The sequence below is a fragment of the Dietzia sp. WMMA184 genome (genome assembly GCF_002441635.1).
Lineage (GTDB): Bacteria > Actinomycetota > Actinomycetes > Mycobacteriales > Mycobacteriaceae > Dietzia > Dietzia kunjamensis.
This window is the reverse complement of sequence record NZ_NXEI01000001.1, coordinates 1,272,530-1,285,150: the sequence shown is the minus strand read 5'-3', so window position 1 is coordinate 1,285,150 and position 12,621 is coordinate 1,272,530. Positions and strand designations below refer to the sequence as shown.

Below are 12,621 nucleotides of genomic sequence, written 5' to 3'. Positions count from 1 at the left end.
CCTTGGTCCGGTTCGGGAGTGTGGCGGAGCGGGCGGACGTCACAGGACCACCACGCCCTCGGCCACTCCCACGGCGCGCAGGTCGCGATACCACCGCTCGACCGGGTGTTCCTTGGTGAACCCGTGGCCACCGAGCAGCTGGACACCGTCGAGGCCGATCTTCATACCTTTGTCCGCGGCGATCTTGCGGGCCAGCGCGGCCTCGCGGGCGAAGGACAGTCCCTGTTCGGCGCGGGCGGCGCCGCGCCAGGTGACCAGGCGCATGCCGTCGAGTTCGGTGGCCATGTCGGCCACGGCGAACGCGACCGCCTGCCGGTGGGCGATGGGCTCGCCGAAGGCGTGACGCTCCTTGACGTACGGGGTCACGTAGTCCAGGACGGCGTGGGAGGTGCCCACGGCGAGGGAGGCCCAGCCCAGACGCGACAGGCGGATGACGTCGGCGTAGGCCGAGGACCGGTCCTCCGGCGAGACGTCAGCGCCACCGAGGATGGCGTCGGCGGGAAGGGAGACGTCGGTGAGGACGAGTCGGCCGAGGCCGGCGGCGCGCAGGCCCATGGACGGGTCGGCCTCCACCACGAGTCCGTCGGTGTCGGATTCCACGACGAAGAAGGTCGGCGCGCCGTCGAGGGAGGCGGCGACGACGAAGAGTTCCGCGCTGCCGGCCGTGGGCACCATCGACTTGACGCCGCTGAGCGTGAACCCGCCGACGGTGCGGGTGGCGGTGGTCTTGAGATTGAACGGGTCGAAGAGTGGCTGCGGCTCGGCCACCACGACGGCGGCGGCGGGGACCTGCTCGGAGGCGAACGCCGGGAGGTATGACTTCTGCTGGGTGTCCGAGCCGAACTGCGTCAGGGTGGTGGCCACGCCGGAGGGGGCCAGGATCGGCAGGGCCAGGCCCATGTCGCCGTAGGCCAGGGCCTCGGCGACCAGCGAGTTGGTCACCACACCGCGCTCGGACGCGATGCCCTCGAACTCCTCGGGCACGTTGAGCATGGTGGCGCCGATCTCGGCCGAGCGCTCGAGCAGCGACGCGGGTGCCTCGGCGGCGGCGTCGGCGTCGTGCGCGGCCGGCCGGATGACCTCGGCGGCGAACTCTCGCACGGTCTGCGAGATCATCTGCTGGTCCTCGTCCAGCGTGAGGTCGAACAGGTCGGGCCGGGCCTCGGAGTCGGGAAGACGCTTGGGTGCGCCGCCGCCGGAGACCTTCTTGAACGACTTGGTCGCTGCACCGAGGGTCTTGAAACCGGTCTTGGTGGCCTCGTAGGTGACCCGGTCGACCTTTTGCCGCAGGCCGAAGCGCTCGGCGAACTCCGACCCGGTAATGGTGGTCAGCGCGCGCATGGCGGCGCCGATGGCGTCGATGCGCGCGGGGTTCTTACCCGGTGTCGAGGTCTCCGCGCGTCCGGTCGTGGACGGGGCTGTGGGGTTCTTGCTCATCATCACCAGCTGTTCTCGTGACGGACGGTGGACGGTGCTGTCCCTGACACCTTACTTCGGAGTAAGTTCCGTGCGCCACTCTTTCCTCGAACCCGTCCGTCCCGCCGGTGGGTCGGACGGGTGTCAGCCGCGCAGGAGGTCGACCGTCTGCTCGACCGCACCCGGGCGGCCGGCCACGAACCAGTCGTAGCCGCCCACCTCGACGGTCGCGCACACCCCGCCCGCCCCCTCGACGAGTGCGCGGCCGGGTAGCCAGTCCCACTCGGGGCAGGAGTGCTGACACCACACCGTGTGGATCCCACACGCGACGGAGGCCAGGTCCACGGAACCGGACCCGAGCATTCGGATGGTCGCCGCGCCACGGCTCACGCGGTGGAAAGGCTCGGCGAGTTGGGGATCGTCGAAGAACGGCGGGTGCAGGTAGGTGGCGAGGCTGCCGGCGGCCAGGTCACCGGGGGCCAGGCGCGCGACGGGTACCCCGTTGCGGCGCGTCGGCACGTCCGAACCGCCGACGAAGGTCTCCCCGGTGACCGGTCGGTGGACCGCGCCGAGCAGATAGTCTTCCTCACCGGTGACCGCGACGGCCGAGCACCAGTAGTCGGAGCCGGAGACGAAGTTGTAGGTGCCGTCCACCGGGTCCACGACCCACCGTCGTTCGCCGTCGCCCGCGACGAGGGAGCCCTCCTCGCCCAGGACGCCGTCGGACGGACGGTGGGCGGCCAGGAGTGCGGTGATGTGCCGCTCGGCCGCATCGTCGGCCTCGGTGACCACGTCGGAGACGGAAGTCTTGCGCCGGACGTCGAGCCCGTGCTCGCGCAGTCGCCGCGCGAGGTTTCCGGCGTCGACGACGAGGCGGGCGGCCAGATCGGCGTCGGTCATCCCCCCGGTGGACTCGTCGTGCAGGGGGCCCGGTTGTCGGGTGTCCATGGACGTTCACTTCCTCCACTTGGTCGTAGCGGCTCACTGACCACGAGCGGTAGCGGGTCCGAGGCATCCGACGCTACCGGCGGGGGGTGACGATCGGAGGCGCGGCAGGCCACGCGGAAGGGGCGGGTGGGCAAACGCTGGAAGGCGCCCGGGCCGCGTAGAGTCGGATAACGTGCACCCTGACGTTTCTGCCGACATCGCTGCCCTCGACGCGACCCTGACCACGGTCGAGAAGGTCCTCGACATCGAGGAGCTGGCCCGACGCGTCGACGAGCTCGAGCAGATGGCCGCCGACCCGGACCTGTGGAACGACCAGGACCGGGCGCAGAAGGTCACCAGCGAGCTGTCCTACATCCAGGCCGACCTGCGCCGCTGCCGGGATCTGCGGCAGCGGATCGAGGACCTGCCCCTGATGTACGAGCTGGCGGAGGAGGAGGGCGACGGCGCCGTCGAGGAGGCGGACTCCGAACGCGCCAGCCTGCGTGAGGACGTCGAGGCCATGGAGGTCAAGACGATGCTCAGCGGTGAGTACGACCAGCGTGACGCCGTGGTCAACATCCGTGCCGGTGCCGGTGGCGTGGACGCCGCGGACTTCGCCGAGATGCTCATGCGCATGTACATCCGGTGGGCCGAGAAGGCCGGCCACAAGGTCGAGGTGTACGACACCTCGTACGCTGAGGAGGCGGGGATCAAGTCCGCCACCTTCGTGGTCAAGGACCCCTACATGTACGGGACGCTGTCCGTGGAGCAGGGAGCGCACCGGCTGGTGCGGATCTCCCCGTTCGACAACCAGGGCCGCCGCCAGACCTCCTTCGCCGAGGTCGAGGTGCTGCCGGTCGTGGAGACCGTCGACTCCATCGAGGTGCCGGAGAACGAGGTCCGGGTGGACGTCTACCGCTCCTCGGGTCCCGGTGGCCAGTCCGTCAACACCACCGACTCGGCCGTCCGCCTCACCCACGTCCCGACCGGGATCGTCGTGACCTGTCAGAACGAGAAGTCGCAGCTGCAGAACAAGGTCGCCGCCATGAAAGTGCTGCAGGCCAAACTGCTCGAGCGCAAGCGCCAGGAGGAGCGGGCCGCCATGGACGCGCTCGGTGCGGGTGGCAACGCCTCCTGGGGCAACCAGATGCGGTCCTACGTTCTGCACCCGTACCAGATGGTCAAGGACCTGCGCACCGAGTACGAGGTGAACAACCCGTCCGCGGTCCTCGACGGTGACATCGACGGGTTCATCGAGGCCGGTATCCGATGGCGCATGCGGGAGGGGGCGGACGCCTAGTGGCCTTCCGGACAGACTTCAGCGGAGTCCTGAACTGGCTCAGCAACGACGGCCTGGAGGTCGTCCTCCTCGTCCTGGGAGCCGCCCTGATGACCCGGGCGATCGGCAAGATCGCCCGGATGTGGACCGGCCGGATCGACGCGAGGAACGCCGACAAGGAGTTGTGGTCGGAGGAGTCCAAGCACCTCCACTCCCTCGTCCAGGTCGTCTCCTACGTAGCGGTGGGAATGCTGTACATCCTGTTCGGCATCCAGATCCTGCTGAGGTTCGGCGTGAACCTCGTCACGCTGGTGGCGCCGGCCACCGTCCTCGGCGCCGCGCTGGGTTTCGGCGCGCAGAAGATCGTCCAGGACTTCCTCGCTGGCTTCTTCGTGCTGGCCGAACGTCAGTACGGTTACGGTGACATCGTCGAACTCACCACCGCGACCGGCGTCGCCGCCGGGACGATCGAGGACGTCACGCTCCGGGTCACCCGGCTGCGCACCCTGGACGGCGAGGCGGTCATCGTCCCCAACGGTCAGATCGTCACCGCGATCAATCAGTCCCAGGACTGGGCTCGTGCGATCATCGACGTCCCCGTGCCCAACAATGCCGACATGGACAAGGCGCACGAGGTGCTCGCGGAGGTCTGTCGCGACATCGTCCACGACGATCGTGTGGGCGAGTACGTGCTCGACGAGCCGTCGGTCATGGGTGTGCAGTCGATCAGGCTCGAGCAGACCGTCATCCGACTGCTCGCCCGGACCAAGCCGGGAATGCAGTGGGAGGTGGGCCGTCGGATGCGTGCCGTCATCCTCCGCCGCTTCCGCCAGGAGGGGATCGTCCTGGAGCCGGAGGCGCTGGCCGCCATCCGCGCCGGGATGCTGCGACCGCAGACCGGAGAGGGGAGCGTCTGATGGCCCGGCACAGGGATGATGACACGGTCCGGCCCGACGAGACGTCCCCGCAGGGCGCCGCGATCGACGACGACCCGATCCTCGACCGGCCCGATCCGCTCGGGTTGGGGGGGACCCCACCACCGGACGCACCCTCGCGGCGTGCGAGACCGTGGATCGTCGCACTGCTCGTCGAGTTCTTCAGGATGTCTCGGACGACCGCGATCCTCCTCGGCGCGTTCGTCCTGGCAGGCGTGCTGTATCTGCTCGTCCGCGACGAGCCGGTGGTCGCTTTCGGGCCGCAACCCGCGCAGGACCCCACCGGGACCTCGGAACCGGCCGAACCGGCCGAACCGGCCGAACCGGTCGACCCGTCGTCCACGCCGACGGATCAGACCACCGAGACCACGGCCCCGACCCCGAGTTCGTCTCCGACTCCGACGGGAACGGGCTCCCGCACGACCAGCACCACGGTGACGGGAGGGACCGCGACGACGGGTCCCGATGCCGAGGGGTTCCCCGGTGGCGCCGATCCGCAGGCCCCGCAGCAACAACAGCCACAGCAGTCGCCGCAGCAGCAGCCTGACCAGCAGTCGCAACCGCAGCTGCAGCAGGAGGCCCCGGGCGCCGGGGAGACCTCGGTGCCCGGCGGCGCCCTCGAGGGGTAGCGCCACCGGGTGGCCGCGCCGCGGCCGCCGCCGCGTTGTTCGACCGCTCCCGTGCCTGTGGCCTGCGTGGCGTTAGGCTATCGGAGTGATCACTGGTTCCCGTGTGACGAAGTCGTACCCGTCCTCGACGCGTCCGGCGCTGTCCGACGTGAGCGTGGAGATCGGTGACGGCGAGTTCGCGTTCCTCATCGGTGCGTCGGGATCGGGCAAGTCCACGTTCCTGCGGCTCGTTCTCCGCGAGGACCGCCCGGATTCGGGCACCCTCACCGTCGCCGGCCACGACCTCACGCGCATGAAGGGCTCCGACGTGCCCGTGCTGCGACGCTCTCTCGGCTGCGTGTTCCAGGACTTCCGTCTGCTGGAGAACAAGACGGTCGCGGAGAACGTCGCGTTCGCGCTGCAGGTGATCGGCAAGTCCCGCCGGACCATCGACAAGGTGGTGCCGGAGACCCTGGACATGGTCGGGCTGGGCGGGAAGGCCGATCGCCGACCTCACGAACTCTCCGGTGGGGAACAGCAGCGGGTCGCGATCGCGCGGGCGTTCGTCAACCGCCCGGTGCTGCTGCTGGCGGACGAACCGACGGGCAACCTCGACCCCGAAACCAGCGAGGACATCATGCTCCTGCTCGACCGGATCAACAGGACGGGGACCACCGTGCTCATGGCGACCCACGACAGGCACATCGTGGACCGCTCGCGGCGCCGCGTGGTGGAACTGGTCGACGGCTCGGTCGTCCGCGACGACGCCCGCGGAACCTACGGGGTGGACCGCTGATGGCCGCTACGTTCGTCGCCTCCGAGGTCGGGCAGGGACTGCGCCGCAACCTGTCCATGACGTTGGCCATGATCATCACCACGGCGGTGGCCCTGGGCATGCTGGGGGCGGGCCTGCTCGTGGCCATGACCGCGTCCGCGAGTCAGGACAAGTACGACTATCTCAACGAGTTCCGCGTCTACGTGGACCGGTCGATCTCGCTGGAGGATCCGGACTGCGCGGCGGAATGCGGCCGGATCCTCCAGCGGCTCGAGACGACGCCGGGCGTGGCGTCGGTGGAGTACAAGAATCCCGAGCAGACCTACGCCGAGTTCGTCGACCTGTTCTCCTCGACAGACCCGGTGCTGGTGGAGTCGACCTCGCCGGACGCCCTCGGCTCGCGGTTCACCCTCACACTGACCGACCCCACGCGGGCCGAGGCGGTGGCGCGTGACCTGGCGGAGGTGGACGGCATCGAGATCGTCCAGGGGCAGGGCGAGCTCGTCGAACGGGTCTTCTCCGTCCTCGACGGCGTCCGCAACGCGGCCTTCGCGATCGCGGTCGTCCAGCTGCTGGCGACCGTCCTGCTCATCGCCAACATGACGCAGATCGCCGCGTTCACCCGGCGGACCGCCCTGGGGATCATGCGACTGGTGGGCGCGAGCCGCTGGTACACGGAGTTGCCGTTCGTCCTCGAGGCGGTGATCGCGGCGGTGGCCGGCGCCCTCCTCGCGGTGGGGGGCCTGCTGGTGGCCAAGAACGTCTTCCTCGACAGGGTGCTGGCGGAGGCCTACCGCGCGAACCTGGTCGAGCGGATCACCACCCCCGACATCCTCCTCCTCGCACCGGGGCTGGTCGTGGCGGGCGCGGTGGTCTCCGCGCTCACCGCCTGGATCGCCCTGAGGCTCACGGTTCGGCACTGAACGCGCCCTCCATCTAGACTCTGGGGGCTGCGGAACGGCGGCGAGGGCACGGCAATCAGGAGGTGACGCGACGTGGCCAAGAAGAACAAGAAGAAGGGCGCGTCGTCCCTCGGCTCCGACGGGAGCATCGTCGCGAGTAACCGCAAGGCCCGGCACGACTTCCAGATCCTGGAGACGCACGAGGCCGGCATCGCGCTGGTCGGGACCGAGATCAAGAGCATGCGTGAGGGCAAGACCTCGCTGGTCGACGCGTTCGCGACGGTCGACGACGGCGAGGTGTGGCTCCGCGGGCTACACATCCCCGAGTACTCGCACGGGAGCTGGACCAACCACGCCCCGAAGCGTGCCCGGAAGCTCCTGCTGCACCGCCGCGAGATCGACTCGCTCGTGGGCAAGGTGCGCGACGGCAACGCCACCCTCGTCCCGCTGTCCCTCTACTTCGTGGGTGGCCGGGTAAAGGTCGAACTGGCCGTCGCACGGGGCAAGCAGGCGCACGACAAGCGCCACGACATCGCCCGCCGGACCGCCGAGCGTGAGGCCGTGCGTGAACTCGGCAGGAAGATCAAGGGCATGCGGGCATGATGCCGGTCGCGCTGGCGTCGACTTCGGCGGTGGCGTACGGCATCAGCGACTACCTCGGCGGCGTGGCCTCCCGCCGCGCCCGCGTGCTGCGCGTGGTCAGCGTCTCCTATCCGCTGTCGATCGTGCTGGTGGGCGTCGCGGCCCTGGTCGCCGGTGGGTCGCCGACCGGGGTCGGTCTGGGGTGGGGCCTGGCCTCCGGGTTGGCCTCGGGTGTCGCGGTGTGGTCGTTCTACCTGGCGCTCTCCCGCGGGCCGATGAGTGTGATCTCGCCGATCACGGCGGTCCTGGCGGCGGCGGTTCCGCTGGCGTTCGGTCTGGCGGCGGGGGAGCGGCCCGCGCCCGCGGCGGGGGCGGGCATGGCGCTCGCGCTGGTGGCGACGGTGTTGGTCTCTATGGAGAGCCGGGACGGCTCGTCCGCCCTGCACGGGCGCCTCACCCGTCGTCTCCTGGTGCTCACGCTCTTCTCCGGGCTGGCGTTCGCCGCGTTCTTCGTGTTGTTGGCGCAGGTGCCGCCGGGCCAGGGCCTGTGGCCGGTCGCGGCCTCGCGGATCGGGGCGACGGTGATGCTGCTGGTCGCCGCGGTCGCAGCCCGTGAGTCGTTCCGTTTCTCCCGGCGTCTCATCGCGATCGGCGTGGTGATCGCCGTGTTCGACGCCGTCGCCAACGGTGCCTTCTACTTCGCCTCGCAGGCGGGGATGCTCTCCCTGGTCAGTGTGATCGCTGCGCTGTACCCCGCTTTCACCGTAGCGCTGGCGATCGCCCACGGCGGGGAGCGGATGCGTGCGGTCCAGATGGTCGGACTCGTCCTGGCGGGGGTGGCGATCTCCCTGCTCGCACTCGGCTGAACGGGGTGCTCGGCTGAACCGGGTGCTCGCCTGACCGGGGAGAGCGGGATCACCCTGGCGGGCGGCGTGTCACCGGGGTAGGGTGGGGAGTCCGTCGGCGGAAGTCGGCGGTCCTGACGGGGCTGACTTGGTTTCGACTACGTGAGTTGACGCAGGGGAAGCGTGCCGGTGCAGGCCAGAGACCACCGTAAGCGTCGTGGCAACCAATTACGCGCCGATACCAATCAGCGCGACTACGCCCTCGCTGCCTGATAGCGAGCCCGTAGTCTGTCGGCCCGGGGTCGCTCTCGCCCCGGTCACCGGCATCATCTAGAGAGATCACCGGCTCACCCGGTCACGGGGTGGGTCGGGACATCACACAGTGACTGGGATCGTCATCGCCGACATGTCCGCATGAGGGCGAGATCCGAGTAGAGGCCAACGCGGACTGCGCACGGAGAAGCCCTGCCGATGCTGCGGAGGACCCGGGTTCAATTCCCGGCAGCTCCACCATTCGGGCCCCACCCCCGGTCGACACCGACCGGGGGTGTGGTGCATTTGCATCGATGGTGCGCGCGCGGGGTCGCTCCCGCCGCTTCGGTACCCTCTGACGTAGTGCCGGTCACCCGGAAGAGGTCGACGGTCTCCCAGTAGAGAAAGGCCTGCGTACACGTGAACGCCAAGCCCAACAAGAACACCAAGGTCCTCCAGACCAAGTCCAACAACGGGATGATCATCACGGTGGTCGCGCTCATCGCGGTCGCCGTCGTGGTCCTCGGTGGCGTCGTCTGGATGGCCCAGCGGGGCGGAGAGGCCAACCCCATCACGTTCGGCGAGACCAACGACGAGCTGATCGACATCACCGAGGCCGGCGTGGTCGTCGTCGGCCCGGACGAGGCGCCGACCGTCCAGATCTGGGAGGACTACATGTGCCCCGCATGTGGCTCCTTCGAGGCGCAGTACGGTGAGTCCATCTCCGAGGCCGTCGAGGCCGGGGACCTGCAGGTCGAGTTCTACGCCCTGAACTTCCTCAACGGACAGTCCGGTTCCGGTGAGTACTCCACCCGCGCGCTCGCGGCCATCCAGTGTGTCGCGGCCAAGGACTCCCTGCCAGTGTTCTTCGACGTCAAGAATGCGTTCTTCGCCGAGCAGCCGGGGGAGGGCGGCGGCGACCTCTCGGCCCGCGAGCTGGCGGACATCGCGGAATCGGCCGGCGCGAACGCGGACTCGGTCGAGTGCATCGGCAACGTCGAGTCCAACGGCGGCATGGACAAGGCCTCCGACAGTGCGGACAACGCCCAGCAGAGCATCCGCGAGATCACCGATCGCGTGTCCACCCCGACTGTCGCCTACGAGGGCGAGGTCGTCGACATCGGCAACGCGGCCTGGCTCCAGGACATCATCGCGTAACTCGTCCGGCGAACCGCCCGGTGCTCGTGCCGGGTGCGCAACTGTGGCCCGGCCCCGCCCCTCCCGGCGGGGCCGGGCCCGATTTGGAGGCCCGAACCGTGGTGGTGTAACTTAGGTCGGGCCGGTCACCGAGAGGTGAGCGGCGGACAAATGGATACGGGGCTATGGCGCAGCTGGTAGCGCACCACACTGGCAGTGTGGGGGTCAGGGGTTCGAGTCCCCTTAGCTCCACCGATAAGAAACCCCCTCCGACCTGCGTCGGAGGGGGTTCTTCATTGTCCTAGCCCGAGCGGAGAGCGGCCGGAATGTCCTAACTTTGTCCTACCGCTCTCGAAATCGCCGCCGAAGCCGCCGCGAGACGGTCGTCAGACACCCGGCCGTAGACCGCCTGAGTCATCCGCTCGCTGTGCCCGTGCCACGCCGCCACAACGTCGGCAGCCACGCCCGCCTCGCGCATCCGCGATACCGACGAGTGCCGCAGGTTCCGAAGCGTGATGGCGGGGAGTCCCGCCGCCTTCCGTTGCTCGGTGAACAGGACCGTGTACCCGCGCACCGGCAACGGGGTGCCGTCCTCGCGAGACAGCAGCAGGTCGTCGTCAGCGAGGGGTCGACCGACCGCCATCCGCTCACGCAGGTGCACGCCGCGCATGGCTCGCAAGATCGACAGCTCTCGCGGGGGCACCGGCAGGTCTCGCGAGCTGCGCGCGTTCTTTGGGTCGCCGATGAGGTCACGGCCGTTCACGTCGACCCGCGCCTGACGGATGCGAAGCTGCCCGCCGTCGAGGTCAACGTCCGACCACCTCAGGCCGCCGACTTCCTCACGGCGCAGCCCGAGCAGGGTCAGGGCGAAGCATCCGCCGAGCCGGTGATCGGCGATGTGGTCGAGGAACCCGCCCATCTGCTTCGGCGTCCAAATGTCGCCCTCGGTGACGGCGACGATGACCTTCTGCGCGGGTGGCTCCAGATGTGCCGTCACGTCGTAGCTGAGCCAGCGCATCCGCACCGCGTGAGCAACGACCGCCTTCACGGTGACGATGGCCCGTCGCTTCGTCGAGGCCGCGAGCGGACGCCCCGGCTTTGGGCTGCCGTCCGGGTTCGTGCTCGGCAGCGTCGTCATGGACAGCGACCAGTCGGTGAGCGCTTCGGGGGTGAGCTTCTGCACGGGAACCGTGTCGAACACGCGCCGCGCGTAGGCGAGGCTTTCGCGGTCAGCGCGGATCGTGTTCGGTCGGGTGCCGTTGTCCGCTTCGCGGACCTTCAGCCAGTGGTCGGCGACCTCGCCGAAGGTGCGCTCGGACCTTGCCGACCATGTGCGTTCGTTCCACTGCCTGCGCTGCTCGTCGATCCAGTCCTGAGCCGCCTTCTTCGTGGCGAACGTCTTAGTTGGCCTCACCTGCTTGCCGGTCACGGGGTCGGTGCCGAGGGTCGGCCGTGCTCGCCAGCCCTTGCCGTTCGGCTGTCGCCTAATCGAGTTGTCTGCTCTCGCAGCTCGCTGCCGGTCGTCACTCATTGGCGCTTCACTCCTCGGGGTAGCTCGCCGGGCGTCAAGAACCCGCGTTGTTCTGCTTTGCGTAGTCGGGTGTCGACGGTCGACATTGAGATTCTGAGCTGCTGGCTCAGTGCCCGGCGCACTGTCTTTCCGTCTTCGACCGCCTTTCTCGCCATGTCGGCTACAAGCTGGTGGTCTTCGTCGGTCAGTGCTCGCGGTCGGCCTCTCGGTTTGCCTGACGCCGCCTTGCGGGGTCGCTCGGGTTCTGCGAACGCTTCCCAGTCGATTTCGGACCTGGAAGCACCGGGAAGCGGGACTGCGTTGGCGACCGCAGCGGCGATGCGCCGGAGGGGGACTGCCCGCAGGTCTGAGACGGTAAGCGGCCGGTCACTGTCGGCCGTGAGGGTCAGCGACAGAACCTGCGGGCCTTTGGGGCCGGTCGCGCATGTTGCCCGGTAGCTGACGTCTCGACCGTGAAGTCGGACTGTTGCTGTCCCTGGTCCGTTGATTCGGATGTTCTGCACTCGACCCGAGTTGTTGTTTTTGCTGGTCATAAGTTGTGACTATACAGGCTGGACATTCACAACTCACCGAGTGATCGTGGAGACATGCCCAACACTCAGAAGACGACAACGCTTATCGACGAACTACGCACCTCCCCGACGGTCTCCGTCGAGACCGCCGCCCGCGTCCTCGGTGTCAGTCGTGCCTACGGGTACACGCTCGCCCGTAGTGGCGAGCTGCCCGTGATACGCGTCGGCACCCGTGTCCGCGTTTCCAGCGTCGGACTGCTCCGTCTGATCGGCGAGGACGCCTGACTCATGACCGAAGCAATAAGCCGCCCCGACGCCGACGGCGAGACCGTCGACCGGGACGACATTGACACTGACACGGCCGAGCAGGCAGCCCTGCCACTCCTCGCCGCCGTCATCGTGTCCCCGGCCGCTCATGTCGCCGCCGTTCTGGACGTACTTACTCCCGACGATGTGAGGCTGCTCGACCCGCCGACCGCCGTCGCGCTGACCGCCGCGCTCGACCTCGCACAAAGGGGCACCGACCCCGCCGCCGTGCTCGTGCTCGACGAGCTGCGCCGCACCGGGCAGGTCGGCGACGGCCGCCGCCGTCTCGTCTGCACCCGCCTGGAGGATGCCGTGACCACCTATCAGCCCGCCGAACGGCTCCGGCCGCTCGCTGCCGCCCTCGCCGCCCAACTCCTCCGCATCCGGGGTGCCGTGGCCGGGGAAGCCATCACCGCCGGCTACCGGACCGAGACCGAGGACGACGCCTTCACGACCCTCTGCCGCGAGGGCAGCGCCGTCCGGCGCATCCGCGACACTGTGACCGCCCTCAGGGGGACGGGGGTTTCGCTATGACCGCGCCCGAGCCGCCGAACGGGGGAGTGGTTGACGGGGCCGGCCTGCTCGACCGGATCGCTGCCGCCGTCTCCCGGTAT

At 69.1% G+C, this 12,621-nt stretch carries 13 protein-coding genes, 1 tRNA gene and 1 other RNA gene; 12 read left to right on the top strand and 3 right to left on the bottom strand.

The features are described 5' to 3' along the window. Positions 1-39: 39 nt before the first annotated feature. Positions 40-1,440, bottom strand: coding sequence for an acyl-CoA dehydrogenase family protein (locus CK206_RS05930; RefSeq protein WP_069388449.1), 1,401 nt, complete (start codon positions 1,438-1,440; stop codon positions 40-42). 120 nt (positions 1,441-1,560) lie between these two features. After that, positions 1,561-2,364, bottom strand: a complete 804-nt coding sequence (locus CK206_RS05925) for an inositol monophosphatase (protein WP_069388450.1) — start codon at positions 2,362-2,364, stop codon at positions 1,561-1,563. Positions 2,365-2,536: 172 nt separating this feature from the next. Here CK206_RS05925 and prfB point away from each other — a divergent pair, with 172 nt between their 5' ends. The 10 genes from prfB (at position 2,537) to CK206_RS05875 (ending at position 9,910) form a co-directional block, all read left to right on the top strand. Further along, entirely contained in the window at positions 2,537-3,643 is a 1,107-nt protein-coding gene (gene prfB, locus CK206_RS05920; RefSeq protein WP_069388451.1) for a peptide chain release factor 2, read from the top strand. Further along, complete coding sequence (locus tag CK206_RS05915) at positions 3,643-4,539, top strand: mechanosensitive ion channel family protein (protein ID WP_069388452.1); 897 nt, start codon at positions 3,643-3,645, stop codon at positions 4,537-4,539. Before prfB ends, CK206_RS05915 begins: the two co-directional genes overlap by 1 nt. After that, on the top strand, positions 4,539-5,186 hold the full coding sequence (locus tag CK206_RS05910) for a hypothetical protein (RefSeq protein WP_069388453.1): 648 nt from the start codon (positions 4,539-4,541) through the stop codon (positions 5,184-5,186). The genes CK206_RS05915 and CK206_RS05910 overlap by 1 nt, the downstream gene beginning before the upstream one ends. Before the next feature lie 85 nt (positions 5,187-5,271). After that, entirely contained in the window at positions 5,272-5,961 is a 690-nt protein-coding gene (ftsE, locus tag CK206_RS05905; RefSeq protein ID WP_069388454.1) for a cell division ATP-binding protein FtsE, read from the top strand. Next, the gene (gene ftsX, locus CK206_RS05900) at positions 5,961-6,863 is read left to right on the top strand and encodes a permease-like cell division protein FtsX (protein WP_067712390.1); all 903 of its coding nucleotides are present in this window, start codon (positions 5,961-5,963) and stop codon (positions 6,861-6,863) included. The genes ftsE and ftsX overlap by 1 nt, the downstream gene beginning before the upstream one ends. Positions 6,864-6,935: 72 nt before the next feature. Next, positions 6,936-7,445 (top strand): SsrA-binding protein SmpB, encoded by a 510-nt coding sequence (smpB, locus tag CK206_RS05895; protein WP_067712405.1) that lies wholly within the window; start codon positions 6,936-6,938, stop codon positions 7,443-7,445. Beyond that, entirely contained in the window at positions 7,442-8,290 is an 849-nt protein-coding gene (locus CK206_RS05890; RefSeq protein ID WP_167492441.1) for an EamA family transporter, read from the top strand. Before smpB ends, CK206_RS05890 begins: the two co-directional genes overlap by 4 nt. Before the next feature lie 118 nt (positions 8,291-8,408). Next, positions 8,409-8,782, top strand: a transfer-messenger RNA (tmRNA) gene (gene ssrA / locus CK206_RS05885). A gap of 159 nt (positions 8,783-8,941) precedes the next feature. After that, positions 8,942-9,679, top strand: a complete 738-nt coding sequence (locus CK206_RS05880; RefSeq protein WP_240341458.1) for a thioredoxin domain-containing protein — start codon at positions 8,942-8,944, stop codon at positions 9,677-9,679. 158 nt (positions 9,680-9,837) lie between these two features. Continuing rightward, a tRNA-Ala gene (locus CK206_RS05875) sits at positions 9,838-9,910 on the top strand. 79 nt (positions 9,911-9,989) lie between these two features. On the opposite strand, the gene CK206_RS05870 is transcribed toward CK206_RS05875, so the two are convergent. Continuing rightward, positions 9,990-11,087: a site-specific integrase gene (locus CK206_RS05870; protein WP_254050496.1), complete on the bottom strand. Its 1,098-nt coding sequence runs from the start codon at positions 11,085-11,087 to the stop codon at positions 9,990-9,992. A 689-nt stretch (positions 11,088-11,776) separates the two neighbouring features. On the opposite strand from CK206_RS05870, the gene CK206_RS05865 reads away from it, so the two are divergent. Further along, positions 11,777-11,986, top strand: coding sequence for a helix-turn-helix domain-containing protein (locus CK206_RS05865; protein WP_096905861.1), 210 nt, complete (start codon positions 11,777-11,779; stop codon positions 11,984-11,986). Between the two features lie 3 nt (positions 11,987-11,989). After that, complete coding sequence (locus tag CK206_RS05860) at positions 11,990-12,541, top strand: hypothetical protein (protein WP_096905860.1); 552 nt, start codon at positions 11,990-11,992, stop codon at positions 12,539-12,541. Positions 12,542-12,621 lie beyond the last annotated feature (80 nt).

Coding starts and splice junctions, on each gene's coding strand:
- CK206_RS05930 (WP_069388449.1), bottom strand. CDS start 1,440: ATGATGAGCAAGAACCCCACAGCCCCGTCCACGACCGGACGCGCGGAG.
- CK206_RS05925 (WP_069388450.1), bottom strand. CDS start 2,364: ATGGACACCCGACAACCGGGCCCCCTGCACGACGAGTCCACCGGGGGG.
- CK206_RS05865 (WP_096905861.1), top strand. CDS start 11,777: ATGCCCAACACTCAGAAGACGACAACGCTTATCGACGAACTACGCACC.
- CK206_RS05890 (WP_167492441.1), top strand. CDS start 7,442: ATGATGCCGGTCGCGCTGGCGTCGACTTCGGCGGTGGCGTACGGCATC.
- CK206_RS05910 (WP_069388453.1), top strand. CDS start 4,539: ATGGCCCGGCACAGGGATGATGACACGGTCCGGCCCGACGAGACGTCC.
- ftsX (WP_067712390.1), top strand. CDS start 5,961: ATGGCCGCTACGTTCGTCGCCTCCGAGGTCGGGCAGGGACTGCGCCGC.
- CK206_RS05860 (WP_096905860.1), top strand. CDS start 11,990: ATGACCGAAGCAATAAGCCGCCCCGACGCCGACGGCGAGACCGTCGAC.